Raw genomic sequence first — 24,968 nt, forward strand, 5'->3', positions numbered from 1 at the left:
AGGCCCGAGTGCCTACCCTTGGTTCGTGAGCATCTTTGTCGGCAATCTGCCCTTCCGCGCGGAGCAGGAGGATGTGACTGAGCTGTTTTCACCCTTCGGTGACGTGGTGAGTTGTGCCCTGCCGCTGGAGCGCGACAGTGGTCGCAAGCGGGGCTTCGCCTTCGTGGAGATGGCGGATCCGGAGATGGAATCCCGTGCCATCGAGGCCCTGCAGGGAGCCGAGCTGATGGGCCGGCCCCTGCGCATCAACAAGGCTGAACCCCGCAGTGGCGGCGGTGGTGGCCCCCGTCGCGGTGGTGGCGGCTACGGCGGTGGTGGCTACGGCGGCGGGGGAGGCGGCTATGGCGGCGGCGGCGATCGCGGCTCAGGATCCCAGGGCTGGGAAGATCGCAGCTACGGCGGCGGCGCCGCCGATTCCTTCGGTGCGGGTCGCACCCGTCGCCGGCGCAGCAGTGGTGGTGACGGGGCCCAGCAGGCCTGACGCGGCAGCCATGGAACGGCCAGAAGCAGGATCACAGCCCCTGGTTGCTCAGCCATTGGGCCGCCTGTCGCAGCACCTCCGGGCCCGCCTCCCGCCCGCTCGCGGCGGTGCTGATCTGCTGCCGCCACCGCCGCGCCCCGCTCACCCCCTGCACCAGGTGCACCAGGTGGCGGGCCAGGGGCCAGAGCCGCTCACCCCGCTCCAGCCACTGCTCGGCATAGGGGATCAGTCCGTGCACCACCTCTGAGGCCCTGGCCGGAGGACGGCTGGCATCGCCGTGGATCTGGCTGTCGACCCCCACCCAGTGCATCGGATGGGCATAGGCGGCCCGGCCCACCATGGCCCCATCCACCAGCTGCAGCTGCAGCTGGCAGGCCTCCAGGGTCTCCAGGCCGCCATTGATCTCCAGGTTCAGCTGGGGCCGGTCGCGCTTGAGCTGGTGCACCAGGTCGTAGCGCAGCGGCGGCACCGTGCGGTTGGCCTTGGGGTCGAGGCCGTTGAGCCAGGCCTTGCGGGCGTGAACGGCGAAGCCGCTGGCGCCGGCGGCGGCCACGCTGTCCACGAAGGCCAGCAGCTCGGCGTAGGAGTCCTGGTCGTCGATGCCGATCCGATGCTTCACCGTCACTGGCAGGGGCGAGGCGGCGGCCATGGCGGCCACGCACGCCGCCACGCGCGCTGGATCAGCCATCAGGCAGGCGCCGAAGCGCCCCTTGCGCACCTTCTCGCTGGGGCAGCCCACATTCAGATTCACCTCGTCGTAGCCCCAGTCGGCCGCCAGCTGCGTGGCCGCCGCCAGCAGGGCGGGATCGTCGCCCCCGATCTGCAGGGCCAGGGGTTTCTCCGCCGGGTGGAATCCCAGCAGCCGCTCCAATCGCCCCCCAGACCTGGCCGCATCCGGCGCCTGCCTGGCATGGTGCAGGGCATTGGCCACCACCATCTCGCTGTAGAGCAGGCTGTGCTGCGTGATCTGGCGCATCAGCATCCGAAAATGCCGATCCGTGTAGTCCATCATCGGAGCCACGCTGAAGCGGTGGCTGCTCTGGCCGTGCTGCCTCATCGCCCCATGCTGCCGATCCATGGGTCCTGAACCGCCGCTGGGGTCATCGGATCGCCAGCCGCGTTCCGAGCCGGGGGCACTGCCGGATCGGGCGGCGGTGGTGGTGGTGGGCGGCGGTGCGGCCGGGTTCATGGCGGCGATCATCGCCGCCGAAGCCGGCGTGCGTGACATCCACGTGCTGGAGGCCACGGCGGAGCCGCTGCAGAAGGTGCGCATCAGTGGTGGCGGCCGCTGCAATGTCACCCACGCCTGCTGGGATCCGCGCAGCCTCGTGGGCCATTACCCGCGCGGCCAGAAAGCCCTGCGCGGGCCGTTCGCGCGCTTTGCCTGCGGCGATGCCGTGGCCTGGTTCGCTGAGCATGGTCTGGATCTGGTCGAAGAGGCCGATGGCCGTCTCTTCCCCCGCTCGAACCGCTCCAGCTCGGTGGTCTCGGCCCTGCGCCAGGCGGCCCGCCGGGCCGGGGTGACCGTGCACCTCGGCACCAGCGCCCAGCAGGTGGCGCGACGGGAAGGGGGCTTTGCGCTTCAGGTGCGCGTCAGTGGGGCGTCCACCCTGCCGCTGCTGGCCGAACGGCTGGTGCTGGCCACTGGCGGCCACCCCAGTGGCCGCCGCCTGGCGGTGAGCCTCGGCCACACCCAGGTGCCTCCCGTGCCCTCCCTGTTCACCCTGACGCTGGAGGCGCAGGCGCTCACCTCCCTGGCGGGGGTGGTGATGGACCCTGTGCAGCTCACCCTGGAGCTTCCTGACGGCAGCAGAGTGCAGCAGGACGGCCCCGTGTTGATCACCCACTGGGGGCTGAGTGGGCCCGCCACCCTGCGGCTCACGGCCTTCGCGGCCCGTGCGCTGCATGCCGCACGCTATCGGGCTCAGCTCCTGGTGGACTGGACCGGGGGCCGCTCGGAGCAGCAGCTCACGGCGCTACTGGCCGCGGCCCGCTCAGACCAGGCGAAACGGCAGCTGGCCAATGCCCGGCCCTGGCCTGAGCTCAGTCGACGCCTCTGGCTGCACCTGCTGCAGAGCCAGGGGGTGGATCCCGCCCAGCGCTGGGCGGACCTCACCAGGCGCAACCAGCAGGCCCTGGTCCAGGCCTTGCGCCGCTCCCGCTACAGCGTGCGGGGCCGCGGACCCTTCGGGGAAGAGTTCGTGAGCGCCGGCGGCGTGCCCCTCGATGAGCTCAGCACGGCGCACATGGAGAGCCGCTCCGTGCCGGGCCTGTACATGGCCGGGGAACTTCTCGATGTGGATGGCGTCACCGGTGGGTTCAACTTTCAGCACTGCTGGACCTCCGGCTGGCTGGCCGGCCGGGCGATCGCGGCGGCCAGCCAGTCAGCGATCTGTCAGACGGGGATCTGAAGGTAGGTGATTACTTGATCTGATCAAAGATCGAGAACATCGGCAGATACATGGCGATCAGAATCGCACCCACGATCATCCCCACCAGCACAATCATCATCGGCTCCAGCAGGGAGGTGAGTGCCTTCACGGCTGTTTCCACTTCGTCTTCATAAAAATCTGCCGCCTTGGAGAGCATGGTGTCCATTTCCCCAGTCTCCTCACCGATCGACAGCATGCTCAGGGCCATCTCCGGCAGGACCTGACGGCGACTGAGGGCGACGCTCAAGGGGATGCCCTCCATCAGCGACTGACGACTTCCCTGGATCGTGTCTGATACCACGGAATTGGAGGTGATGTCCCGAACCACACCCAGGGCTTGGAGGATTGGCACGCCAGCCTGGGTGAGTGACCCGAAGGTGCGGCAGAACTGGGCTGTAGCGGTTTTCTGAATCAGATCACCAAACACCGGGAGTTTCAGAGAAAGCCCATCCATCCAGCGTCTGCCGAAGGGGGTCTGATAGAACTTGAGGGCACCAATGGTTGCGATGGCAATCACTCCAATCAGAAAAAATGAGAATGGTGATCGCAGTAGTTGGCTGAAGTCCACCATGAACTGAGTGAACCAAGGAAGCTCGGCGTTGAGATCTTCGAAGATCTTGGCAAAGGTGGGAATCACAAAGATCGTCATTCCGAGGAACACAGCAATGGCGATGCATAACACTGCGATTGGATAGGCCATCGCACCCCGGATCTGATTCTGCAGCCGCGCATTGGCTTCCAGCAGCTTGGCCAGTCTGCGCAGCGCCTCATCCAGCACACCACCTGCTTCGCCGGCCCCCACCATCGCCAGGGTGAGGCGGTCAAACACCTTCGGCCAACGCCGCATGGCTTCCGCCAGGCTCAGGCCCTGGTTCAGTTCCAGGCTCACGGATTCCAGGGCTCGTTTGAACAGCGGCATCTTCTGCTGCGAGGCCATCAGGTCGATGCTGCGCACGATCGGCACCCCTGCCGTCACCAGTGCCGCCAGCTTGTTGGCGAAGACAGCCTTGGCCCGGGTGCCAGGCCTGCTTTCAAAGGCACTGATCAGGCTGGTGGTTCTGAGCTTCTGCTTCAGCTGTCGAACTGCCTTCTGACTGATCGCAGAGGTGTTGGATGAGGCCTTGATCTCCGTGACCCGAATCCCCCGCAAACGCAAGCTGCGCTTCGCCTGCAGGGCGTCAGCAGCTTCCACCCTGATGGAGGTCTGCTTGCCCCGTTTCTCGTAGCTGGCAATGAAGGTCGGCATGGTGGTGGCTGGACTCAGCCGAGTTGGTTCAGCAGTCGCTTGAGCTCTTCGGGTCGACTGGTTTTGGTGATGGCTTCATCGATCAGAATGTTGTTGCTGAGCACCAGATCAGCCAGGGACTTCTCCAGAGTCTGCATGGCCAGTTCACCACCCATCTGAATCTGGGAGTAGAGCTGAGCTGTTTTCCCTTCGCGGATCAGGTTGGCGATGGCCGGAGTGCTGATCATGATCTCCTGGGCCATGACCCTACCCAGCTGATTGGGCATTGGCTTGTGGCGTTTACACAGGGTCTGAGCAAACACCGCTACGAGGCTGCCGCTGAGCTGAACCCTGACCTGGCTCTGCTGGGCAGCGGGGAACACATCCACCATGCGGTCCACGGTCTGAGAGGCCGAACTCGTGTGCAGCGAAGCGAGCACCAAATGCCCTGTTTCAGCGGCAGTGATGGCCAGCTGAATGGTCTCAAGGTCACGCATTTCTCCAACGAGAATCACATCGGGATCTTCCCGTAGTGCTGACCTCAGCGCATTGGAGAAGCTGCGGGTGTCGTCATTCAGCTGACGCTGATGGATCATGCTCTTGTCTGAAGAATAGGTGAATTCAATCGGGTCTTCAATGGTGAGAATATGTTCAGTGCGAGTTTGATTGATGTGATTCAGGATGGCTGCCAGGGTGGTGGTCTTGCCTGATCCCGTGGGCCCGGTGACGAGTACAAGACCCTTAGGGGAACGACTCATCTCCTCGACGATGGATGGCATGTTCAGACTCTCCAGCGAGGGTATGGTGCTACCCAGGGCCCTCAGAGAGGCGGCATAGGTGCCGCGCTGCCGGTAGACATTGATCCTGAACCTGGCCACACCCCTGAGGCCGTAGGAACAGTCAAGTTCCCAGTCTTGCTCAAGACGCTTGCGCTGGGAATTATTGAGAATCGAGAAAATCAGCTTGTTGCAGTCCTCCTCATCGAGTCGTTCCTCAACGATGGGTCTCAACTGCCCGTTGAAGCGCCCATAGGGCGGTAGCCCGGAACTGATGTGGAGGTCACTGCCACCAGCAGCGACCAGCTCAGTCATCAGATCTTCGATCATCACGGCCATGGGTCTCAGAGCAAGAGATCGGCGACGGAATCCAGGGATCGGGGCCTGGGCTGCCCGGGAGGCTGGCTGGGAAGCCTCACCGGGGCGTGAGGCAGTAGGGACACTCCAGCCAAGCATCACTGAGACCGGCTCCGCAGTCCTTGCAGGTCAGGGTGCTCAAGGCACGGGAGCGACGCTCACTCTCGAGCCCTGTATCCGTGAGCAGAATCCGCTGCACTTCAGCCAGGGTGGTGTGGCCTTCCCGCACCAGCTCAAGGCCATAGCCCAGCAGGGTTTTCATACCGCTTTCCAGGGCCAGGCGCCGGATCACATCGGTGGTTTGGCGCTGGGCGATGGCGGTGGAGATCGCATCGTTGATGCGCAGCACTTCAAACGCCGCCACCCTCCCCTTGTAGCCATTGCCATTGCAGTTGGGGCAGGCACGTTTCTGGCGCCCATGGCCCGTGTCGGCCCGATAGAAGGTCACATCGGAAACTTCGCTTACCAACAGTCCGAATCGACTCAGTTCTTCTGGGTCGGGGTGGTAGCTGATGCGGCACTGGCTGCAGACCCGGCGCACCAGCCGCTGCGACACGATGCCCAGCAGAGAAGCGCTCACCATGAAGGGTTCGACCCCCATCTCATCCAGCCGTGTAATGGCACTGGCCGCATCGTTGCAGTGCAGGGTGGTGAACACCAGGTGCCCGGTGAGGGCGGCCTCGATGGCTGTTTTGGCCGTTTCCAGATCGCGGGTTTCTCCCACCAGCAGCACATCGGGGTCCTGGCGCATGAAGGCCCGCAGGGTGGTGGGGAAGTCCAGCCCCTTGTCACGGTTCACCTGGGTCTGGGTGATGCCCTGCAAGGTGTATTCAATGGGATCCTCCACCGTGGAGATGTTGATGTCTGGATTGTTGCGCTCTGACAGCAGCGCATACAGCGTGGTGGATTTGCCGGAGCCCGTGGGGCCCGTGACCAGGACCATGCCGTAAGGATTGCTGCCGAGCTCCCGCAGGGTTGCGCGGGCGTCGGGATTGGTGATCAGCGTGTCCAGGCCGAGCTCAGTCGAGCTGCTGTCCAGCAGCCGCAGCACCACCTTTTCGCCATTGCGTGTCGGCAGGGTGCTGACGCGGAAGTCCATCTTGCGTCCCCGGAACAGGCGTCGGATCCGGCCGTCCTGAGGCAGCCGTCGTTCGGCGATGTCCAGTTCCGCCATGATCTTCAGCCTGGAGGTGACGGCAGGCACCAGACTTCGGGGCAGATCCTCAAACAGCTTCTGCAACACGCCGTCGATCCGGAAGCGGATCTCAAGGGTCTGGTCGTAGGGCTCGACGTGGATGTCGCTGGCGCCGATGCTGAGGGCTTCGATCAGGATCCGATCCACCAGGCTCACGATCGGTGAGGCATTGGCGCTGGAGTTGGTTTCGGCTTCGCTGACCTCCAGGTCTTCCAGTTCCAGCACCTCTTGCAGCTGACCGCTGGCGCTGGGAAGCTCAAGATCCTTCGTGAGCGAGCGTGGCTCCATCAGGTCGCTGGCCTCGTCCTTCCCAGCCGTTTCACGAGACGACTCCTCCTGTTCCAGGGAGGTCAGCAGGGCCATTTGCTCGAGGGCATCGGTGATATCCCTGCTCCTGGCCTGGAGTAAGTCCGCCTCCAGGCCCAGCGCGCTCAAGGCAAGCTGCACGGCCCTCCGCGGTTCGCGGCCCCAGTCGCTCGGTACGGCCACCACCAGCACTCCGGGGCGTTCGGCGATGGGACAGGCGCCAAACTCGCCCCAGCGCTCGAAGCTCAGGCCGGGATTGCGTACCTCCTCCGGCGTGAGGTCTCCCCGATCGAGCAGAGGTTGTTGCAGCAGCCCTGCGGCGGCCTGATCACCTCCAGCAGCGCTGTGGTCTCCAGGCAGGGGCCCTGGAGGCAGCGGGGGGAAGGGGGGAAACGGTCTGAGCGGCATGCGCTTGGCGCCAGGATGGGGAGGTGCGGGCTTCCGCCGTTGTGAGCCGTCCGCCAGGGCCCCAACATGTCTAGATCTGAACGTGCTTGTTGTCACGCATGAGCGGTGAACCTGTGGTACCTCCCGAAACCAACCCCACCCAGGATCTTCAGGCTCCGATGGAGGCTGCGGTGGACTCCACTGCGGCCGAGTTGATCGACCCTTCCGCCGCGGCAGGCGCTGGGGAAGCCCCCCCGGATGCCGGATCCGGCGACCACAGCGCCGCTGCGGCCCAGGAGGCGTCAGCGCCGGCTGATCCCGCCGGCGCGGCCAGGCTCGTGGTGGAACTGGAGCGGGAGCTGGCCAGCCTCAGGAGCCAGCACGAGAGCCTCAACGGTCAGCACATGCGGCTCGCGGCGGATTTCGATAACTTCCGCAAACGCCAGAGCCGTGACAGTGAGGATCAGCGGCTGCAGATCACCTGTGCCACCCTCGGTGAGATCCTGCCGGTTCTCGACAACTTCGATCGGGCCCGTCAGCAGCTCAATCCCCAGCATGAGGAGGCCCAGTCACTGCACCGCAGCTACCAGGGCCTCTACCGCCAGCTGGTGGATGTGTTCAAGCAGCTGGGCGTCTCGCCGATGCGGGTGGAGGGCGAGCCCTTTGACCCGATGCTGCACGAAGCCGTGCTGAGGGAGCCCAGTGACCAGCACCCCGAGGACGTTGTGATCGAGGAACTGCAGCGGGGCTATCACCTCAATGGCCGCGTGCTGCGCCATGCCCTCGTGAAGGTGTCCATGGGACCGGGACCCAGCAATGCCGCCTCTCCTGCAGGAGAGGCCCAGGCAGGGCCTGAGCAGGAGTCCAGTGCGCCTCCCCACGAGGGTTGACCATGGCGGACTACTACGACCTGCTGGCTGTGAGCCGCGATGCCGATGCGGACAGCCTCAAGCGGGCCTACAGGCGGCTGGCCCGCCAGTACCACCCCGACATCAACAAGGATCCCGGCGCCGAGGAGCGGTTCAAGGAAATCGGCCGGGCCTATGAGGTGCTGAGTGATCCCCAGAGCCGCGCCCGCTACGACCAGTTCGGCGAGGCCGGCCTCGGTGGCGGCGACGGCATGCCCGACATGGGCGACATGGGCGGCTTTGCCGATCTGTTCGAGACCTTCTTCAGCGGCTTCGGCGGCGCCCAGGCGGGTGGTCCCCGCCGCCGCGGGCCCCGGCAGGGCGACGACCTGCGCCTCGATCTCACGATCAGCTTTGCGGAGGCCATCTTCGGGATCGAGCGGGAGGTGCAGATCCGCCACCTCGAAACCTGCTCCAGCTGCAAGGGCAGCGGGGCCAAGGAGGGTGCCGGCCCCACCACCTGCACCACCTGCTCGGGGGCCGGCCAGGTGCGTCGCGCCACCCGCACCCCCTTCGGCAGCTTCACCCAGGTGGCCCCCTGCCCCACCTGTGAGGGCAGCGGCCAGATGATCGACGACCCCTGCACCGCCTGTGGCGGCCAGGGCCTCCAGCAGGTGCGCAAGAAACTGCGCATCAACATTCCCGCCGGCGTGGATTCCGGCACCCGGCTGCGGGTGGCCCAGGAGGGCAACGCCGGCCAGCGGGGCGGTCCGCCCGGGGATCTCTACGTGTTCCTGAGCGTCCAGCCCCATCCCCAGCTGCGCCGCGACGGCATCAACATCCACTCGGAGGTGGCCCTCAACTACCTGCAGGCGATCCTCGGCGACACCATCGAGGTGGAGACGGTCGATGGACCGGAGCCGCTCACGATTCCACCGGGCACCCAGCCGGGCGCCATTCTCACCATGCAGGCCAAGGGAGTGCCGAAGCTGGGCAACCCGGTGGCCCGCGGCAACCACCTGTTCAGCGTCAAGGTGCAGCTGCCCACCAAGGTCAGCGGTGAGGAGCGGGAGCTGCTGGAGCAGTTGGCGGGTCACCACACCAACCGGGGCCAGAAGCATCCGCACAAGAGCGGTCTGTTCGGTGGCCTGTTCGGCCACCGCGACTGAGCCGTGTCCTCCGCCCCACACCCCTCTCTCCTGCTCGATCTCCGCGGTACCCCCTGCCCCCTCAACTTCATCAGGGCGCGACTGGCCCTCGAAGGCCTGGAGCCGGGCTCCTGGCTCCAGCTCGACCTGGACCGCGGCGAAGCGCAAGAGCAGGTGAGCTCCGGCCTGCGGCAGCAGGGCCACGCGGTGCAGGAGGCTCCCCATCCCGAGGCGGAGCAGGGGGCGATCCGGCTGCTGGTGTGCCGCCATGGGGCCTGAGCCTGCGGGCGGCGTCAGCGAGGGGCTCAACGGCCTGGTGACGGCCCTGCAGGCCAATTACTGCAGCGTGGCGCTGGAGGAGCCAGGCCCCGGTGGCGCCGGCCAGCTGCTTTGCACCCGCCGCACGCGCCTGGCCAAGAGTGGGCAGAGCATCTGTGTGGGGGACCGGGTGCGGGTCGAGGGCATCGACTGGCCGGCCGGGCGCGCTGCCGTGGCGGCCGTGCATCCCCGCACCAACCTGCTGGAGCGCCCCGCCGTGGCCAATGTGAGCCGCATCGTGGTGGTGGTGGCGCTGGCGGAGCCCGTGGCCGATCCGCTGCAGCTCAGCCGTTTTCTGATCACGGCCGAGGCCAGCGGCACCCCCGTGCTGCCCGTGCTCTCCAAGGCCGACCTGCTGCCCGCCACGGCGGTGGCCGACTGGTGCCGGCGCCTGCAGGGGTGGGGCTACGCGCCGCTGGCCGTGGCAGCCACCACGGGGCAGGGTCTCGAGGCCCTGCGGCAGGAGCTCCAGCAGCCTGGCATCACCGTGATCTGTGGGCCCTCCGGGGTGGGTAAGAGCAGCCTGCTCAACGCCCTGCTGCCGGCCCTCGACCTGCGGGTGACGGCGGTTTCGGGCCGGCTCCAGCGAGGCCGCCACACCACCCGCCACGTGGAGTTGTTCGGTCTGGCCCCCGGTGCCCTGGTGGCCGACACCCCGGGCTTCAATCGCCCAAGGCTGCCGCGGGATCCTGCCGCCCTCGGGGCCCTCTTCCCGGAAGTGCGTGCCGCGCTGGCCCGTCAGGGCCCCTGCCGCTTCAGCGACTGCCTGCACCAGGGCGAGCCTGACTGCTCCGTGGGCATGGCCTGGGAGCGCTGGCCCCTCTACCGCCAGTGCCTCGACGATCTGCAGCAGGACCTGGAGCGCGCCCCGGCCCCCAGCTCGGATCCAGCCGGTCTGCGCCGCCGCGGCGGCCGGCTGGAACCCCTGCTCGCAGCCCGGTACCGGCGCAGCTCCCGCCGCAGTCAGCGTCAGCAGGAGGAACGGGAGGACCGGGGCCCTGGCCAGAGCTGAGCGCCCTAGCCCCCCAGGCCCGGCAGGTTGAGATTGAGGCCGCCGGTCAGTTCCTCCATGCGGCCCTTCATGGTGCCGGTGGAGTTGGCGTAAGCGGCTTGCAGGGCTTCCAGCACGGCGGTTTCGCAGGCCTCGACGCCGTCAGCCAGCAGCTCTGGAGCCAGACGCACCTTCAGGGGCTGCTGGTTGCCGGAGAGCCACACGCTGGCGCGGCCATCGGCGCTGCTGCCTTCCAGCTCCATGGCGTCGAGCTCTTCCTGGAGCTTCTGGGCGTTCTGCTGGAGTTCCTGGGCCTTTTTGAAGGCCTCAGTGAGCTGACCGAAATTGGGAAGTCCGAAGCCGGCCATGCCGTTTCAAAAGCAGTGACCAGGCTAAGGGTGGCACCCCTCGGCCTACCGCTGGAAACCCAGCCGCTTCACCTCGGGATGGAGGGCGATGCCATGCCGCTCCAGCACCCGGCGCTGCACGTCCGCGATCAGGGCGTCGATGTCGGCGGCCCGGGCCTCGCCGGCATTGACGATGAAATTGGCGTGGATTCTGGACACTTCCGCATCGCCGATACGCAGCCCCTTGAGGCCCAGCTCCTCGATCAGCCGACCCGCCTTGTGGGGCTCGGGGTTGCGGAACACACTGCCGCAGCTCGGCTGCTGATACGGCTGGGTGCTGGTGCGGCTGTGCAGGTTGGCGCTGGTGCGCTCGCGCACCAGCTCCGGGTCATGGCCCGGCTGCAGTTGAAAGCGGGCCGACAGCACGATCCAGGGCTCCTGTTGGAGCCGGCTGTGCCGGTAGGCCAGGTCCAGGTCTCTGGCTTCCAGCTCCACCACCTGGTCGGGGCGGGCCGGGTCGAGCAGCCGCACGGAGTGCAGCCACTCGGCCGTGCAGCCCCCCTGGGCGCCGGCATTCATCACGGCGGCGCCTCCCACGGTGCCGGGGATGCCCACGGCCCACTCGAGGCCGCTCAGGCCGGCCCTGGCCGCCTTGCGCGCCAGGGTGGGGATCGGTTCGCCGGCGGCGGCCTCCACCCAGCCGCTGCCGCCATCCAGGCTGGCGCCCTGCAGCCGCCGGTTGCAGAGCGTCAGGCCGGCCAGGCCCGCATCGGCGATCAGCAGATTCGACCCCGCGCCGATGCAACGCAGCGCCAGCCCCTCCCGCCAGGCCCAGGCCGCCAGGGCCGCCAGCTCCGCATCAGAGCCGGGCTCCGCAAACCATTCCGCCGGACCCCCCACTTTCCAGGTGGTGAAGGCTCGCAGGTCCGTGCCCTGACGCAGACCGGGCAACTGGCTCAGGCTGGGGGTCATCCGCTCAGGCCGCCAGCTCCAGGGCCGGGCGCTGGAGACGGTTGAGCCTGTCCCAGAGTCCGTTCACATCGCCGGCGCCCATGGCCAGCACCAGATCCCCAGCCAGGCTGCAGGCCTCCACCTGCTGGGCCAGGCCATCGAGGCTGTCGGCCACCAGCACCGGCAGCTGGGGGGCGAGCTGCTGCAACGCCGCGGCCAGCGCCCCACTGCTCACACCGGGGATCGGGGCCTCTCCCGCGGCGTAGAGCGGTGCGATCACCGCGGTATCGGCATCGCGCAGGGCTGCGGCGAAGCCATCCAGGAACTGGGCCGTGCGCGAGTAGCGGTGCGGCTGGAACACGGCGATCACCCGCCGGGGGGGCTCGGGCAGGGGGCTGCGGCCGCTGTCCACCATCAGCCGCGCCATCGCCAGGGTGGCGGCCACTTCGCTGGGGTGGTGGGCGTAGTCATCCACCACCAGGCGGCCGTTCCAGATGCCGCGGAAGTCGAAACGGCGGCCCGGGGGCTTGAGCTCGGCCACCGCCTGCTGCAGCTCGGCGAAGCCGACCCCCTCCAGGCGGCAGGCGGCCAGGGCGGCCACGGCGTTGCTGAGGTTGTGGCGGCCTGGCAGGGGCAGCTGCAGGGTGCCCACCCGCTGGCCCCGCTCATAGAACTCGGCCGTGGTGCCGTCGCCACGTTCGTCGATGGCCAGGGCGGAGAACTCCACCCCCTCGGCGCTCGTGGTGGACCACCAGTGGTCGGCCTCGAAATGCTCCCGCAGGATCGCGCAGTCTCGATTGGCCAGCAGCCGGCGGGAGCCCTCGGCGAACCGGCGCAGGGTGCTGATCAGGGCGTCAAGATCGGGGTAGTGGTCGGTGTGGTCGAGTTCGAGGTTGGTCAGCACCCCCAGGGATGGGGTGAACTTCACCAGGGAACCATCCGATTCATCGGCCTCCGCCACCAGCAGTCGGCCCAGGCCGTGGCGGCCGTTGCTGCCGAAGGCGGGCACGATGCCGCCGATCACGGCGGTGGGGTCGTGGCCCGTGGCGGCCAGCAGGGTGGCAATCAGGCTGCTGGTGGTGGTCTTGCCGTGGCTGCCGGCCACCGCGATCGTCTCCTGGTCGCGGATCAGGGCGGCGAGCACATCGGAGCGATGGCAGATCGCCAGCCCGGCCCGGCGGGCCTCCATGAGTTCGGGATTGGTCTCCGGAACCGCCGAGCTGATCACCACCTGGGGGGGCGCGGCGGCGTCGGCACAGATGGCCGCCACCGTGGCCCCGGTCTGCTCCTGGAACACCCGCACCCCGTGGCGCCTGAGGCAGGTGAGCACGGCGTTGTCGCGGGGGTCGGAGCCGCTCACCGCGTACCCCCGCTCGGCCAGAATGCCTGCCAGGGCTGACATGCCGATGCCTCCGACCCCGATGAAGTGCAGGGGTTGGTCGCGCTCAAGCTGGGGGATCAAGGTGGGTTCCGGACCGGGACGCTGCTGCAGCAGAAGTTAGTCCGGCCGGGGTCTCTCGCGCCATTACGAGATGCTGCATCTGGGCTCATCGTGCCGCCTGGGCCACTGCAAGCGGCAAGGGGGGCGGAGGGGATTTCTGTATGATCGGCAGCCAAATCCCCCTTGCCAAGCGGTTTCTTCCGCTTTTTGCCATGACACTGAAAGTTGCGATCAATGGATTCGGCCGGATTGGTCGCAACTTCATGCGTTGCTGGCTCAGCCGTGGTGCTGACACCGGCATCGAAGTCGTGGGTCTCAACGACACTTCAGATCCGAGGACCAATTCCCACCTGCTCCAGTACGACTCGATGCTGGGTCACATCCGCGATGCGGAAGTGAGCTATACCGACGACGCCATCATCGTCAACGGCAAGACGATCAAGTGCTTCTCCGATCGCAACCCCCTCAACCTTCCCTGGAAAGAGTGGGATGTGGATCTGGTGATTGAATCCACCGGGGTGTTCATCGACAAGGACGGTGCCGGCAAGCACCTGCAGGCGGGGGCCAGCAAGGTGTTGATCACAGCTCCTGGCAAGGGCGACGGCGTGGGCACCTTCGTGATGGGGGTGAACGACTCCGAGTACCGCCACGAAGACTGGGACATCGTGTCCAACGCCAGCTGCACCACCAACTGCCTGGCCCCGATCGTCAAAACCCTCGACCAGGCCTTTGGCATCGTCAAGGGCACGATGACCACCACCCACAGCTACACGGGTGACCAGCGCATTCTCGACGCCTCCCACCGCGACCTGCGCCGTGCCCGGGCCGCCGCCATCAACATCGTGCCCACCAGCACCGGGGCCGCCAAGGCCGTGGCTCTGGTGTACCCGCCGATGAAGGGCAAGCTCAACGGCATCGCCCTGCGGGTCCCGACCCCCAACGTGTCGGTGGTGGACCTGGTGCTGGAAGTGAGCCGCGGCACCAGCCGCGAGGAGGTGAACGCCACCCTCAAGGCCGCCTCCGAGAACGGCATGAAGGGGATCATCAAGTATTCGGATCTGCCGCTGGTGTCCAGCGACCATGCCGGCACGAATGAGTCCACGATCGTGGACTCCGACCTCACCCTGGTGATGGGCGACAACATGGTGAAGGTGATCTGCTGGTACGACAACGAGTGGGGCTACAGCCAGCGGGTGGTCGACCTGGCCGAACTGGTGGCGCGCCACTGGACGTGAGCCCAGCCGGTCTAAGCCCGCACCTGGCCCTCGCCATCCCGATACGCCTAGGCCTAGAAGTGTCGGTAGGCGGTTTCGCCTGCGCTCACTGCGATGCCGTCCTTCCAGATCAGCCTGGCCTCGCTTCCTAAACTGCTGCGCAGCACCCCCAGGGGCACTGCCCCTGGCAGCGCCGCCACAAGGGCTGCCGCCCAGGGCGGTGCCAGGGCCAGCACCAGTTCAAAGTCCTCGCCGCCACTGAGGCACCAGGCCTCCGCCTGATCCAGTGCTGCCATGGCCGGATCGAGGGGCAGGGCGCTGCGCTGCAGCACGGCCTGGCAGCCACCCGCTGCTGCCAGGGCCTCCACGGCCACGGCCAGGCCGTCACTGCTGTCGGTGCCGCCCACCCGCCAGGGGCAGGCCGCCGGCCTGGAGGCCCGTAGAGCTCGCACGACATCGAAACGGGCCCGGGGTCTGCGGTGGGCGGCCCGGGCCCGGTCCACGAGATCGGGGTCAAGACCCTCCCGCACCCCCGGCGCCAGAGTGTCCTGCAGCAGGGCCAGCCCGAGGCGACTCAGCCCATGGGGGCCGCTGGCGATGAGCACATCGCCGGGCTGGCCATCGCCGCGTCGAATCGCATCGCCGCCAGCTTCTGCCCCGACAGCTGTGGCCAGCTCACCCACCGCACTCAGCGCCAGAATCCGCTGCTCGCCGCCGCTGCAATCGCCGCCCAGGATGGCTCCAGCTCCGTGGGCGTTCAGACAGGCCTGCAGCCCCTCGTACACCCCCTGCACCCACGACCAGCGCGTCTGGGCCGGGGCCACCAGCCCCACGGTGATCCCGAGGGCATCAGTGCAGCCCATGGCGGCCAGATCGGAGAGGTTGGCGGCGGCGGCGCGCCAGCCTGCGTCGAAGGGCTCGGTGGTGGCGTCACTGAAGTGTCTGCCCTCCACCAGCACGTCGGTGTTGAGCACCAGCGGGCCGCGGGCCGCCAGGATGGCCCCATCGTCCTGGAACTGGCCCGGCGGCGCGAAGGCCCCCAGGCGGCGGATCAGCTCCTCCTCTCCCAGCTCGGCCAGGGCGGGATCGTGGCCGCGGCCCATGGCGTGCGCTCCTCAGGCGTGGGGCTGCAGGTTCTCGGCCCCGTCCACCACCTGCACCCGCTCGATCACGTCATCCACCCCCAGTTCCTCCAGCACGTCGAAGCCCTCCACCACGTAGCCGAAGGCGGCATAGCGGCCATCCACCAGGTTCAGGCCGGCCGGGGTGAGCTCTGCTTCGTAGAGAAAGAAGAAGAACTGGGAGGAGCCATCGTCGAGGCTCTGGTCGGAATGGGCCCAGCCCAGGGTGCCCAGGGTGGCGAAGGGCAGCACCGCCTCGGCCTTGTAGCGGCCCAGATCCTCGAAGGTCTGGCCGTAGAAGGGCACGGGCTCGCCGGGGATCTTGATCTCCAGGGGCACTCGCCGCAGCTCTTTGGTGGTGGGATCGACGTAACCGTCCAGCGGTCCTTTGGGATCGCCGGTCTGGAGCACGTAGAAGTCCTCGGCGCGGGTGAAGGGCAGGCCGTCGTAGAAGCCCTTCTGGGCCAGATCCACGAAGGCCCCGGCCGTGAGGGGCGCGTTGTAGCCGTCGACCACGGCCACCAGGGGCCCGCGGCTGGTGCTGATCTGCACGGTGGCCCGCCCCAGCAGGCGCGGCAGGGCGTCGAACTCAGCGGGAATGGCGAACGGGAAGGGACCCACCAGCAGGGCCTCGGCCGTGCCGATCGTGGCGAGGGCCTGGCGGCGGGCGTCCAGGAAGCCGTCCCGGTCCTGGACCTCGGCCGCGCTGGCCAGCGCCTGAAGATCGCCCTCCAGTTCAGCCATCAGCGCTGAGGCCTGCTCCGCTTCGCCAGCCCCGAAGCCCTCCTCAATCTCCTTGCGGCGACTGCTCAGCTGCGACTGGCTGCGGCGCGTGGTGGCCTTGAGCGCCGACCAGCGCTTGGCCCGCAGGTCGGTGCTGGTGTCCTCGAGCCGGTGCTGCAGGTTCTGCAGGGCGGGAGCCTCCACCGGCAGGGCATTGCGCAGAATCGCCGCCGGATCCTTCACCGCGTTCCCCTCGGGCAGGGCCGCGGCTGCGGGCAGGGCCTGCAGGGGGAGGGCGAGCAACAGGGCCAGGGCCCATGCCATGGCGCGAGCCACGGCCCGGTGGATCCACGGTGCGGCCATCACAGCGTCTTCCTTCTGGTCGGACTTTGGCACAGCCTTCCCGGGCCCAGCCCCGCCTGCAGAGAAGGTTTGGGGGCGGGGCCGGTAGCCAGCCGTACAATCCGCCAGATCCGATCCGCCGGAATGATCTCCAGCAACGACTTTCGTACCGGGACATCGATCGAGCTGGATGGCCAGGTCTGGCGGGTCGTTGAGTTCCTGCATGTGAAGCCGGGCAAGGGCTCGGCTTTCGTGCGCACCAAGCTCAAGGCCGTGCAGAGCGGCAACGTGGTGGAGAAGACCTTCCGCGCCGGCGAGATGGTGCCCCAGGCGGTGCTGGAGAAGAGCACTCTGCAGCACACCTACATGGAGGGGGACGACTTCGTGTTCATGGACATGGCCAGCTACGAGGAGACACGCCTCACGGCCAAGCAGATCGGCGACAGCCGCAAGTACCTCAAGGAGGGCATGGAGGTGAACGTGGTGTCGTGGAACGGCAAGCCCCTGGAGGTGGAGCTGCCCAACTCGGTGGTGCTGGAGATCACCCAGACCGATCCCGGCGTCAAGGGCGACACGGCCACCGGCGGCACCAAGCCCGCCATCGTCGAAACCGGCGCCCAGGTGATGGTGCCGCTGTTCCTCTCGATCGGCGAGAAGATCAAGATCGACACCCGCAGCGACAGCTATCTCGGGCGGGAGAACTGATCCCCATGCAGCTCGATCACGACCAGCTCCAGCAGCTCCTGGCCCTGCTGGGTGACAGTGACATCCAGGAGTTCAAGCTGGAGGGCGATGACTTCCGGCTGGAGGTGCGCCGCAACCTGCCCAGCCTCGCCCCGGCGCCGCTGCCGGCCCCAGTGCAGCCGCCGGTCCCGGTCGCTGCCCCGGTGGCCGCCGCCCAGCCAGGCCCGCCGGGCCCCTCCACGCCCCCACCCGCCGCGGCGGCCAGCCGCAGCGACCTGGTGGAGATCACGGCGCCGATGGTGGCCACCTTCTACAGCGCCCCTGCGCCGGGAGAGCCGAACTTCGTGGCCCCGGGAGTCCGCATCAAGGTGGGTCAGACCATCTGCATCCTCGAGGCCATGAAGCTCATGAACGAGCTGGAGGCTGAGCTGAGCGGTGAGGTGGTGGAGATCCTGGTGGAGAACGGCACGCCGGTGGAGTTCGGCCAGGTGCTGATGCGCGTCAAGCCCGCCTGAGTTCAACCCAGCTCCAGGGCTGTGCTGATCGCGGCCGCCATGCTGGCGGCCCGGGCCACCCCCTGGCCGGCGATGGCGAAACCGGTGCCATGGTCTGGTGAGGTGCGCAGAAACGGCAGGCCCAGGGTGGTGTTCACCGCCGCGTCAAAGGCCAGCAGCTTCACCGGAATCAGGCCCTGATCGTGGTAGAGGGCCAGGTAGCCATCAGGCCCTGGGCTGCCCTGCTGCCAGGCCTGCGCCGCACTCAACCAGCAGGTGTCCGGCGGCAACGGGCCGAGCAGCTCCGCCTCGGGATGGCTGGCCTGCCACTGGCTGAGGGTGTCGTTGAGCCAGACCTCCTCCTCCTGTCCCAGCTGGCCGGCCTCGCCGGCGTGGGGATTCAGGCCGGCCACCACCAGCTGCGGCCGGGGCGAAAAGCGCTGGCAGAAGGCCAGCAACTGGTCGAGCTTGCGCCGCAGCCGGGCCGGATCGAGGCTGGCCGGCACGGCAGCCAGGGGGATGTGGGTGGTGGCCAGCAGCGTGTTGAGCCGCCAGTGGCCCTGCGGGGCGCGGGCGGTGAACAGCATCGAGGCCTCCGCCACCCCGGCCAGCTCCGCCAGCCGCTCGGTCTGGCCTGGGTAGGCATGGCCGGCGGCATACCAGCTGGCCTTGGCGATCGGTGCGGTCACCAGGGCCTTGCAGTCGCCCCGCTGCACCAGTTCCGCCGCCGCTGTGAGCCAGCGGAAGCCCGCGTCCCCGCAGGCCGGGCCGCTGCGGCCCGGGGCCACGGGCTCCTCCAGGGGCAGGTCCACCATGGCGAGCTCGGCCGGATCGCGCAGGGGGTCACGGCTGAGGGGCCTCAGGGCTTCGTACTGGCCCTCCAGCCAGCGGCGGCAGCCCACCAGCACAGGCTCCAGGCCGCGCGCCTCGGGCTGGGCCAGGGCCTTGAGCGTGACCTCGGCACCGATGCCCGCCGGATCCCCCAGGGCGATGGCCAGATGGCTCTCAGCGGAGTTGGATGGGATGGAAGGCAAGGAGGAGAGGCCCATGGTGCGCTGGCTGCTGCTCGGACTGCTGCTGTATGGCCTGGGAACGGGATTCAACCGGGGTTGGCTGCAGCTGCGCTGGGGTCTGTTGATGCGGGAAATGGGCTTCCCGTTCGTGTGTGATCCCGAGGATCGCACCCGCTGCTATCCCAAGGGATCCCCCTATGCCGACAAGCTCGCTCCAAAGCCCTCCCGGTAACTGGGATAGCGCAGCTGGTAGCCCAGCTCCTGGCAGAGCCTGCGGTTGCTGACCCGTCGGTTTTCCTGCCAGAAGCTGCGGGCCATCGGGCTCAGGCTGGCCTCGATCTCGTCGTAGCGCTGCAGGGGCGGCAGCGGCAGGCCCAGCAGATGGGCGGCGTGGCTGAGGGTTTCGGTGGAGGAGCAGGGGCAGTCATCCGCCACGTTCAGCAGGGCGGGCCGCTCGCTGGCGGGCAGGGCCAGACAGTGCAGCACCGCGCCGACGATGTCATCGACGTGGACGCGGGAAAACACCTGCCCGGGCTTGTGGATCAGCCGGCTCTCGCCGGCCTGCAGGGCGCGGAAGGGGGTGCGGCCCGGACCGTAGATCGCCGGCAGCCGGAAGATCTGCACCGGCAGGCCGCTGCTGCGCCAGGCCCGCTCGGCCTCGAGGCGGGCCTGGCTGCGGCCAGGCCGTGCCGGGGTGGGCGCCTGCTCATCCACCCAGGCGCCGCGGCTGTCGCCGTAGACCCCGGTGGTGGAGAGATAGCCCACCCACTGGAGCGGCAGCTGGCGCAGCACGGGTCCCAGCAGCCTCAGCACCGGATCGCCGGGCTGGCCGTCCGGGGGAATGGACACGAACAGATGGGTCACCCCAGCCAGAGCATCGGGCTCGGGCACCAGGCCCTCCCTGCTGTCGAAGGTCAACCAGTGGCCGGGCCCTGGGTTCTGCGGGGCCTGGCGGCTGGTGGTCGTCACCGCCCAGCCCCGCTGAGCGGCGGCGGCCGCCAGACGGCCGCCGGTGAAGCCTGCCCCGAGCACCAGCAGATTCGCGGCGGGCTTGACATCCTCAGAAAGCATCAGTACACCTGTATTACTCTCGATGTTTCTCATGGTGGTGTCCTCTCCTGTTCAGGCCAGCTGGTGCTGGGCTCCGCCGCTGCAGCGCCCTGCAGCGGCCTCCATACAGTTTCGGGCACGCTCCTGGCCCCTCCCCGCTCTGCTGGCGGCAGGGCTGCTGCTGCTGGCTGCGGTGCTGGCCCCGGAGGCCCCCCAGGATCAGGCCGCCATCTGCCAGCGCCACAACGGGCCGGCGGCCTGCCGCGTCTGGTGAGGGGCCTCGGCCTCAGCTCCTTCGCTGGCCTGAGGGAGCGCCACCAGGTCGTGGTCGCCCGGGCGTTCGCCGGCCTTGGGGCCTTCAGGCGCCAGGGAGGCCGCAGCGGCTGGTGAACTGGCGGGTGGGGCGGTCCAGGCCAGCAGGCGCGTGGCCAGGGCCATCTCGCCCTGGGTCCAGGCCCGGATCGCCATGGCACGGCGCGGATCGTAGAAGGGCTGCTGGCGGTACCAGCTGAACACCTCGCTGTCGCCCTTGCGGCCATTGCAGCCGAGGCAGGCCGGCACGCAGTTTTCGTTGACGCTCGGCCCGCCCCGGCTCTTGGGCAGCACGTGGTCGATCGATTCAGAGCGGCAGCCGCAGTAGATGCAGCGCCGGTTGGTGTGCTGATGCAGGGACTGACGCCAGCGCCGGGCACGCAGTTTGGGACAGAGCTCTTCGAGAAACACGGCATTGCTGCCGCCTGCGTTCCCTGCCGCCCAGTCCCTGGCCTGCATGCGCTTGGCTCGGTTGCGGGGAGTTTGCAGCCAGTGTCCAGGGTGGCAATGTGTCGAGGACTGCCATTCCGCGCATGCGCTGCCTGTTGCGGCTGGGTGCCACCGGACTGATCGAGGTGGTCAGCCCCTTTGATGCGGTCACCAGCGCCCAGCTGCGGGCCATCCGGCCCCGGGGGGAGTGGCTGGCGCGGCGGGGCTGCTGGGAATTTCCGCAGGAGGCCGCCGCAGCGCTGCAGCAGGCCCTGGCCGGTCGCTTTCCGGTGGAGCCCCAGCTGGCCACCTGGCTGGCCTGGCTGGAGCAGCCCCTGCCGCCGCTGCCGCCCCACCGGCAGCTGGTTCGGGCCGCCGATCTGGACCAGCCCCTCGAGGATGGCCGCCGCCTGCTGGCCCACCAGCGCGCCGCCGGCCGCTGGTTGCTGGCGCGGCGCGGGGCGGTGCTGGCGGATGCGATGGGCCTCGGCAAGACCCTCTCGGCCCTGGCGGCGGCCCGGGCCATGGTGCGCCTGGCGGACTGCCGCATCCTGGTGGTGGCCCCGGTGGGCCTGCACGACCACTGGCGCGCCGAAGCCCTGGCTCTGGGTCTGCGGCTGGAGCTGCACAGCTGGGCGCGGCTGCCGCCGGAGCTGCCTGCGGCCGGCACGGTGCTGATCGCCGACGAGGCCCACTTCGCCCAGAACGCCCACACGGCCCGCTGCAAGGCCCTGTTGCGGCTGGCCCGGCACCCCCGGCTGCGGGCGATCTGGCTGCTCACCGGCACGCCGATGAAGAACGGTCGACCGGCCCAGCTGTTTCCCCTGCTGGCGGCGATCGGCCACCCCCTGGCCCGGCATCAGCGGGCCTACGAGGAGCTGTTCTGCCAGGGGCACTGGCGCGACCAGGGCGGGCGGCGGGTGTGGCAGGCCACGGGCGCCACCAACCTCGCCGAACTGCAGCGCCTCACCAGGCCCCTGGTGCTGCACCGTCGCAAGCAGGACTGCCTCGATCTGCCGCCCAAGCAGCGCGCCCTGATCCCCGTGCAGCTGGAGCCTGACCAGGCCCTGGGCTTCGAGCAACGGCTGCAGCGCAAGGTGGACGCCTACCGCCGCCGCGCCGCCCGCGGGGAGGTGCGCCGCGATGCCGAGGTGCTCGCCGTGTTCACGGCCCTGCGCCAGATCGCCTCCCACTCCAAGCTGGCGGCGGCCAGGGAGCTGGTGCAGCGCCAGCTGGCCGCGGGCGAGGCCGTGGTGGTGTTCACGGCCTTCCGCACCACCGCCAGCCTGCTGCAGGCGGAGCTGGGCGGAGCCCTGCTCACCGGAGCCCTCGAGCCGCGCCGGCGCCAGCAGCTGGTGGACCACTTCCAGGAGGGCCGCAGCCCGCTGCTGATCGCCACCTACGGCACCGGCGGGCTGGGCTTCACGCTGCACAGGGCCCGCCATGTGGTGCTGATCGAGCGCCCCTGGACACCCGGGGATGCGGAGCAGGCCGAAGACCGCTGCCACCGCATCGGCATGGCGGGTTCCCTGATCTGCCACTGGCTGCAGCTGGGCGTGGCCGACCAGCTGGTGGATGGCTTGATCGCCAGCAAGGCGGAGCGCATCGCCGTGCTGCTGGGCCGCGGTCAGCAGGAGCTGCGCCGCCGCGATCTGGTTGCCATGGTGCGGGACCTGATGCAGAACTGGTGAGCTCAGGGCGCAGGGCTGGCGACCTGGCTGCAGAGCTGCTGCCGCACCTTGAGATCACTGCGCAGCTGGGGATCGAGGTCCTCGGCTGGCTGCCGTTCCGCGAGCTTCACCGCCTCCCGCAGGTCATCACAGGCCGCGGCGTCCTGGCCCGCCAGGCTGCGCAGCAGGTAGCGGTCGTTGCGGGGCCCGGGATCGTCCGGAAAGGCGGCCACCACCGCATCACAGCGGCTGATCTGCTGCTCGAGCCGCTCCAGGCGCACGTTGCGCAGGCAGTCGTCGCGGCGGATGGCCTGCTGGGGCAGGGGCTGTTCGGCGCAGCCGGCGGCGGCCAGCAGCAGCAGCGCCAGCAGCGGCAGTGACAACCGGCCCCGGGGCGCCGTGTCAGTAGCCGAAGCGCTCGCTGCGGGTGGCACCGGACACCGGGATGCGGGTTGGCGCGGCCTCCACGGGTTCGGGCTTGCTGAACAGATCACCGAGGTAGCGGCCGCAGTCTGGGAAGGAGCCGGAATACTGCACCACGGCCTCCGTGATCATCACCGCCGCGTGCTCTGGGGAGGTCTTGAACAGCTGATCGCTCTGGCGCTTGATCACCGCATAGGCCGCATCCCAGCTCACCTGGTGGCTGTTACCGCTGCCGCGCATGAAGCAGTAGATCTGGGCGCCCCTGGGCCCGGCCCCCTCCAGCACGACACCGGTTTCAGTCGCCTGGGAGAAGGCGGGCAGCCCGTGCCCCAGGCCCAGCGTCAGGGCCAGGGCTGCCAGCAACCGGGGCCGCTGCCGCGAGAACAGGGCGAACGTCTGGCGCAGGGCCATGGGAACAGATCCGGCAAGCAGGGCTCAAGGTATCGATCGAGACGGCCGGCGTCGAGAGGGTGGGCTGCTCAGGGCGAACCCGTGCCCTGGGGCAGCACCAGCTTCAGCACCAGGGGCAGCACCAGCAACACCGTGATCAGCCGCACGGCATGCAGGGCCGCCACGGCAGCCCCCACGCCGAACTCGGCCCCCAGCAGGCTCATGCCGCTGATGCCGCCCGGGGCGGCGCCCAGCAGGGCGATGGTGGGGTCCACCCCGAACAGCCGGCTGCAGGCCAGGGCCACTGCCAAGCCGGCGAGCACGAGGCTGAGGGTGATCACCAGGGCCGGCCGCCACAGCTGCTGCAGTTGCTGCAGCACGGCGCTGTTCAGGGCGGTGCCGATCACCGTGCCGATCCCGATCTCCAGCAGGGTGCGCGTCCCGCCGGGCCATTGGGCCGGTTCGAGCTGCCCGACGATGCTCACCAGCGCCGCCGCCAGCAGCGCGCCGGCCAGGGGGGCCGCGGGAATCCCGGTGCGCAGCGCCAGCAGGCCGCCCGCCAGCCCGGCGCAGGCATACACGACCAGGTTCCAGGGGTGGCTCATTGCCCCAGTCTGACCTTGGCTGCGCCAGCAAAGTGTGCTGTCATCGGCTCCACCGCGCCTGATGCCATGGCCCCCGAGTCGGTTTCCTTTCGGATCACCCGCAACGCTGAAGACCTGGCCCAGACGATTCACGCGCTGTCCAGGCGCCTGATCACCCTGGAGCAGCATGTTCAGGCCATGGCCCTGCAGCTCGAGAGCCACCAGAAGCAGGAGGCTGAACCCGATCTGCAGGAAATGTCGAGCCTCGACAACGTTGAACGGCTGCTGCATGACTGCCGCTGCCTGCTGGATCTCGAGGCCGCGCCAGCCGACGAGGGCCATCCCGTGCAGGACACGACTCTCCAGACCTCCTTCAGCCCCATCGAGGATCATGCCCCAGCTGATCCCTACGACACGGCTGAGCCCTACGACCAGGCGGCCTGAGGGCAGAAGAAGCACTGACTGGTCAGCGGTGGCAGAATGGAAAGAAAGTGAAACATGGCTTACCCCACGTTCTCTCACTCCACCCCCTCTCACCCCCAGTCCACTCACCCCACCAGCCAGGCTGCACCGAGTAGTTCAGCCCGCTGCGGCGCAGGGTTCCCGAGGGTGTTGATCAGCGAGGCGGATCACCAGCGCGAAAAGCTCGAATTTGCCCTCGCCGTTGCCGTGAGCCGCGGCGACGCCGAGCGTTGCGCGAGCCTGCGGCGGCAGATCTCGGCCCTTGGAGCCGGCGGGGTGGAGCCAGGAACCTGAGGGTTTCGGATTTGTTCCAAACCCACAAATCGACGTTCTGGCAATAGCCATTGATGGTAGGCTTGCGCCAACTCTGATGGGCGTCTGGATCTTGCAATGTCCAGGCGCCTGAGTTTGTTGATGCAGTCATGGGGTGCCGGCGCTCTAGCGACCACCCGTCTTTTTCCGCCGGCTCATCGATCAGCTCCAGCTGGGATCTGCGGCCTGGCTACTGACGCTGACCCACGCCGTCTCTTAGCGCCCACCCAGCCCGTTTCGGTCCTTTCTTCCGTCCTTGCATGACAGTCGCCCTTTCCCCCGATCTCCACGTCCGGCCACGGTCTTCTGCCCTCTCCCCAGGGCGTCCCCAGTCCAGGCGGGTTCCCACCAAGCCCCAGCCCGTTGCCAACATTCAGGTGCAGATCAGCCAGCTCGATACAGCGGCACGGCAGGCTGCCGCCGAGGGCCAGGTGGCCGAATCGGCGCGCCTGATCCTCGAACTGCTGAAATCAGAGCGGCGCCTGGCCAATACCGGGCCCCAGGTGCTGCAGCTGATCAAGCCGCGAGGTTGAGGGGCTTTC

General features: G+C 68.4%; 28 protein-coding genes and 1 pseudogene. 14 read left to right on the top strand and 15 right to left on the bottom strand.

Annotation, left to right across the window (positions count from 1 at the left end; genetic code table 11):
- The first annotated feature begins 25 nt into the window (after positions 1-25).
- Positions 26-481 carry an RNA-binding protein gene (locus CyaNS01_RS00070; RefSeq protein WP_186697874.1) on the top strand — a complete coding sequence of 152 codons (456 nt, stop codon included), beginning with the start codon at positions 26-28 and terminating at the stop codon, positions 479-481.
- A 31-nt stretch (positions 482-512) separates the two neighbouring features.
- On the opposite strand, the gene dusA is transcribed toward CyaNS01_RS00070, so the two are convergent.
- Complete coding sequence (gene dusA / locus CyaNS01_RS00075; RefSeq protein ID WP_186697876.1) at positions 513-1,538, bottom strand: tRNA dihydrouridine(20/20a) synthase DusA; 1,026 nt, start codon at positions 1,536-1,538, stop codon at positions 513-515.
- A 130-nt stretch (positions 1,539-1,668) separates the two neighbouring features.
- Between dusA and CyaNS01_RS00080 the strand changes: the two genes are divergently transcribed.
- Entirely contained in the window at positions 1,669-2,892 is a 1,224-nt protein-coding gene (locus tag CyaNS01_RS00080) for an NAD(P)/FAD-dependent oxidoreductase (RefSeq protein ID WP_255460157.1), read from the top strand.
- Between the two features lie 10 nt (positions 2,893-2,902).
- On the opposite strand, the gene CyaNS01_RS00085 is transcribed toward CyaNS01_RS00080, so the two are convergent.
- The 3 genes from CyaNS01_RS00085 to CyaNS01_RS00095 all read right to left on the bottom strand — a co-directional run bounded on the left by CyaNS01_RS00085 (position 2,903) and on the right by CyaNS01_RS00095 (position 7,180).
- Positions 2,903-4,159: a type II secretion system F family protein gene (locus CyaNS01_RS00085; protein WP_186697880.1), complete on the bottom strand. Its 1,257-nt coding sequence runs from the start codon at positions 4,157-4,159 to the stop codon at positions 2,903-2,905.
- A 14-nt stretch (positions 4,160-4,173) separates the two neighbouring features.
- On the bottom strand, positions 4,174-5,253 hold the full coding sequence (locus CyaNS01_RS00090) for a type IV pilus twitching motility protein PilT (RefSeq protein ID WP_186697881.1): 1,080 nt from the start codon (positions 5,251-5,253) through the stop codon (positions 4,174-4,176).
- Positions 5,254-5,329: 76 nt separating this feature from the next.
- Complete coding sequence (locus CyaNS01_RS00095; protein ID WP_186697883.1) at positions 5,330-7,180, bottom strand: GspE/PulE family protein; 1,851 nt, start codon at positions 7,178-7,180, stop codon at positions 5,330-5,332.
- A 98-nt stretch (positions 7,181-7,278) separates the two neighbouring features.
- Here CyaNS01_RS00095 and grpE point away from each other — a divergent pair, with 98 nt between their 5' ends.
- The 4 genes from grpE to rsgA are packed head-to-tail and all read left to right on the top strand — an operon-like array spanning position 7,279 to position 10,485.
- Positions 7,279-8,049: a nucleotide exchange factor GrpE gene (gene grpE / locus CyaNS01_RS00100; RefSeq protein WP_225875708.1), complete on the top strand. Its 771-nt coding sequence runs from the start codon at positions 7,279-7,281 to the stop codon at positions 8,047-8,049.
- Positions 8,050-8,051: 2 nt separating this feature from the next.
- Positions 8,052-9,176 (top strand): molecular chaperone DnaJ, encoded by a 1,125-nt coding sequence (gene dnaJ / locus CyaNS01_RS00105; RefSeq protein ID WP_186697885.1) that lies wholly within the window; start codon positions 8,052-8,054, stop codon positions 9,174-9,176.
- A gap of 3 nt (positions 9,177-9,179) precedes the next feature.
- Positions 9,180-9,434 carry a sulfurtransferase TusA family protein gene (locus CyaNS01_RS00110; protein ID WP_186697887.1) on the top strand — a complete coding sequence of 85 codons (255 nt, stop codon included), beginning with the start codon at positions 9,180-9,182 and terminating at the stop codon, positions 9,432-9,434.
- A complete protein-coding gene (gene rsgA / locus CyaNS01_RS00115) occupies positions 9,424-10,485 on the top strand; it encodes a ribosome small subunit-dependent GTPase A (RefSeq protein ID WP_186697888.1) in 1,062 nt (353 codons plus the stop codon). The genes CyaNS01_RS00110 and rsgA overlap by 11 nt, the downstream gene beginning before the upstream one ends.
- 5 nt (positions 10,486-10,490) lie before the next feature.
- Here the strand turns inward: rsgA and CyaNS01_RS00120 are convergent, their stop codons facing one another.
- Genes CyaNS01_RS00120 through murC form a run of 3 tightly spaced genes read right to left on the bottom strand, consistent with a single transcriptional unit; the run spans position 10,491 to position 13,224 of the window.
- Positions 10,491-10,832 carry a YbaB/EbfC family nucleoid-associated protein gene (locus tag CyaNS01_RS00120; RefSeq protein ID WP_186697890.1) on the bottom strand — a complete coding sequence of 114 codons (342 nt, stop codon included), beginning with the start codon at positions 10,830-10,832 and terminating at the stop codon, positions 10,491-10,493.
- 45 nt (positions 10,833-10,877) lie between these two features.
- Entirely contained in the window at positions 10,878-11,783 is a 906-nt protein-coding gene (gene murB, locus CyaNS01_RS00125; RefSeq protein WP_186697892.1) for a UDP-N-acetylmuramate dehydrogenase, read from the bottom strand.
- Positions 11,784-11,787: 4 nt separating this feature from the next.
- Positions 11,788-13,224 (bottom strand): UDP-N-acetylmuramate--L-alanine ligase, encoded by a 1,437-nt coding sequence (gene murC, locus CyaNS01_RS00130; protein WP_370561608.1) that lies wholly within the window; start codon positions 13,222-13,224, stop codon positions 11,788-11,790.
- A gap of 191 nt (positions 13,225-13,415) precedes the next feature.
- Here murC and CyaNS01_RS00135 point away from each other — a divergent pair, with 191 nt between their 5' ends.
- Positions 13,416-14,438 (top strand): type I glyceraldehyde-3-phosphate dehydrogenase, encoded by a 1,023-nt coding sequence (locus CyaNS01_RS00135; RefSeq protein WP_186697894.1) that lies wholly within the window; start codon positions 13,416-13,418, stop codon positions 14,436-14,438.
- 53 nt (positions 14,439-14,491) lie between these two features.
- Here the strand turns inward: CyaNS01_RS00135 and thiL are convergent, their stop codons facing one another.
- Together thiL and CyaNS01_RS00145 are read right to left on the bottom strand one after the other, a co-directional pair.
- Positions 14,492-15,520, bottom strand: coding sequence for a thiamine-phosphate kinase (thiL, locus tag CyaNS01_RS00140; protein WP_186697896.1), 1,029 nt, complete (start codon positions 15,518-15,520; stop codon positions 14,492-14,494).
- Between the two features lie 12 nt (positions 15,521-15,532).
- Entirely contained in the window at positions 15,533-16,657 is a 1,125-nt protein-coding gene (locus CyaNS01_RS00145; protein ID WP_370561610.1) for a peptidylprolyl isomerase, read from the bottom strand.
- 90 nt (positions 16,658-16,747) lie between these two features.
- Between CyaNS01_RS00145 and efp the strand changes: the two genes are divergently transcribed.
- Both efp and accB read left to right on the top strand, forming a co-directional pair.
- Positions 16,748-17,308, top strand: coding sequence for an elongation factor P (gene efp, locus CyaNS01_RS00150; RefSeq protein ID WP_186697898.1), 561 nt, complete (start codon positions 16,748-16,750; stop codon positions 17,306-17,308).
- A gap of 5 nt (positions 17,309-17,313) precedes the next feature.
- The gene (accB, locus tag CyaNS01_RS00155; RefSeq protein WP_186697900.1) at positions 17,314-17,802 is read left to right on the top strand and encodes an acetyl-CoA carboxylase biotin carboxyl carrier protein; all 489 of its coding nucleotides are present in this window, start codon (positions 17,314-17,316) and stop codon (positions 17,800-17,802) included.
- Positions 17,803-17,804: 2 nt separating this feature from the next.
- On the opposite strand, the gene pdxA is transcribed toward accB, so the two are convergent.
- Positions 17,805-18,815, bottom strand: coding sequence for a 4-hydroxythreonine-4-phosphate dehydrogenase PdxA (pdxA, locus tag CyaNS01_RS00160; protein ID WP_370561611.1), 1,011 nt, complete (start codon positions 18,813-18,815; stop codon positions 17,805-17,807).
- Between the two features lie 13 nt (positions 18,816-18,828).
- Between pdxA and CyaNS01_RS00165 the strand changes: the two genes are divergently transcribed.
- The gene (locus tag CyaNS01_RS00165) at positions 18,829-19,026 is read left to right on the top strand and encodes a hypothetical protein (protein ID WP_186697903.1); all 198 of its coding nucleotides are present in this window, start codon (positions 18,829-18,831) and stop codon (positions 19,024-19,026) included.
- Here the strand turns inward: CyaNS01_RS00165 and CyaNS01_RS00170 are convergent.
- A complete protein-coding gene (locus tag CyaNS01_RS00170; RefSeq protein ID WP_186697905.1) occupies positions 18,990-19,865 on the bottom strand; it encodes an SDR family oxidoreductase in 876 nt (291 codons plus the stop codon). The two genes, CyaNS01_RS00165 and CyaNS01_RS00170, sit on opposite strands and share 37 nt — an antisense overlap.
- Positions 19,866-20,231: 366 nt before the next feature.
- A pseudogene (locus tag CyaNS01_RS00175) lies at positions 20,232-20,615 on the bottom strand (HNH endonuclease); the annotation flags it as partial.
- 74 nt (positions 20,616-20,689) lie between these two features.
- On the opposite strand from CyaNS01_RS00175, the gene CyaNS01_RS00180 reads away from it, so the two are divergent.
- Complete coding sequence (locus CyaNS01_RS00180; protein ID WP_186699982.1) at positions 20,690-22,276, top strand: DEAD/DEAH box helicase; 1,587 nt, start codon at positions 20,690-20,692, stop codon at positions 22,274-22,276.
- 2 nt (positions 22,277-22,278) lie between these two features.
- Here CyaNS01_RS00180 and CyaNS01_RS00185 read toward each other — a convergent pair whose 3' ends face one another.
- The 3 genes from CyaNS01_RS00185 to CyaNS01_RS00195 form a co-directional block, all read right to left on the bottom strand.
- Positions 22,279-22,638 (bottom strand): hypothetical protein, encoded by a 360-nt coding sequence (locus CyaNS01_RS00185; protein WP_186697909.1) that lies wholly within the window; start codon positions 22,636-22,638, stop codon positions 22,279-22,281.
- A 19-nt stretch (positions 22,639-22,657) separates the two neighbouring features.
- On the bottom strand, positions 22,658-23,089 hold the full coding sequence (locus CyaNS01_RS14365) for a DUF6554 family protein (protein ID WP_225875709.1): 432 nt from the start codon (positions 23,087-23,089) through the stop codon (positions 22,658-22,660).
- A 68-nt stretch (positions 23,090-23,157) separates the two neighbouring features.
- Complete coding sequence (locus CyaNS01_RS00195) at positions 23,158-23,673, bottom strand: AbrB family transcriptional regulator (RefSeq protein ID WP_186697911.1); 516 nt, start codon at positions 23,671-23,673, stop codon at positions 23,158-23,160.
- 66 nt (positions 23,674-23,739) lie between these two features.
- Between CyaNS01_RS00195 and CyaNS01_RS00200 the strand changes: the two genes are divergently transcribed.
- From CyaNS01_RS00200 to CyaNS01_RS00210, 3 genes are all read left to right on the top strand, one after another.
- Positions 23,740-24,096, top strand: coding sequence for a hypothetical protein (locus CyaNS01_RS00200; RefSeq protein ID WP_186697913.1), 357 nt, complete (start codon positions 23,740-23,742; stop codon positions 24,094-24,096).
- Between the two features lie 165 nt (positions 24,097-24,261).
- Positions 24,262-24,408, top strand: a complete 147-nt coding sequence (locus CyaNS01_RS14870) for a hypothetical protein (RefSeq protein WP_186697915.1) — start codon at positions 24,262-24,264, stop codon at positions 24,406-24,408.
- A 395-nt stretch (positions 24,409-24,803) separates the two neighbouring features.
- Positions 24,804-24,959 carry a hypothetical protein gene (locus tag CyaNS01_RS00210; protein WP_186700897.1) on the top strand — a complete coding sequence of 52 codons (156 nt, stop codon included), beginning with the start codon at positions 24,804-24,806 and terminating at the stop codon, positions 24,957-24,959.
- Positions 24,960-24,968: the final 9 nt, after the last annotated feature.

Origin of the sequence: Cyanobium sp. NS01, assembly GCF_014280235.1 — a bacterium.
Lineage (GTDB): Bacteria > Cyanobacteriota > Cyanobacteriia > PCC-6307 > Cyanobiaceae > NIES-981.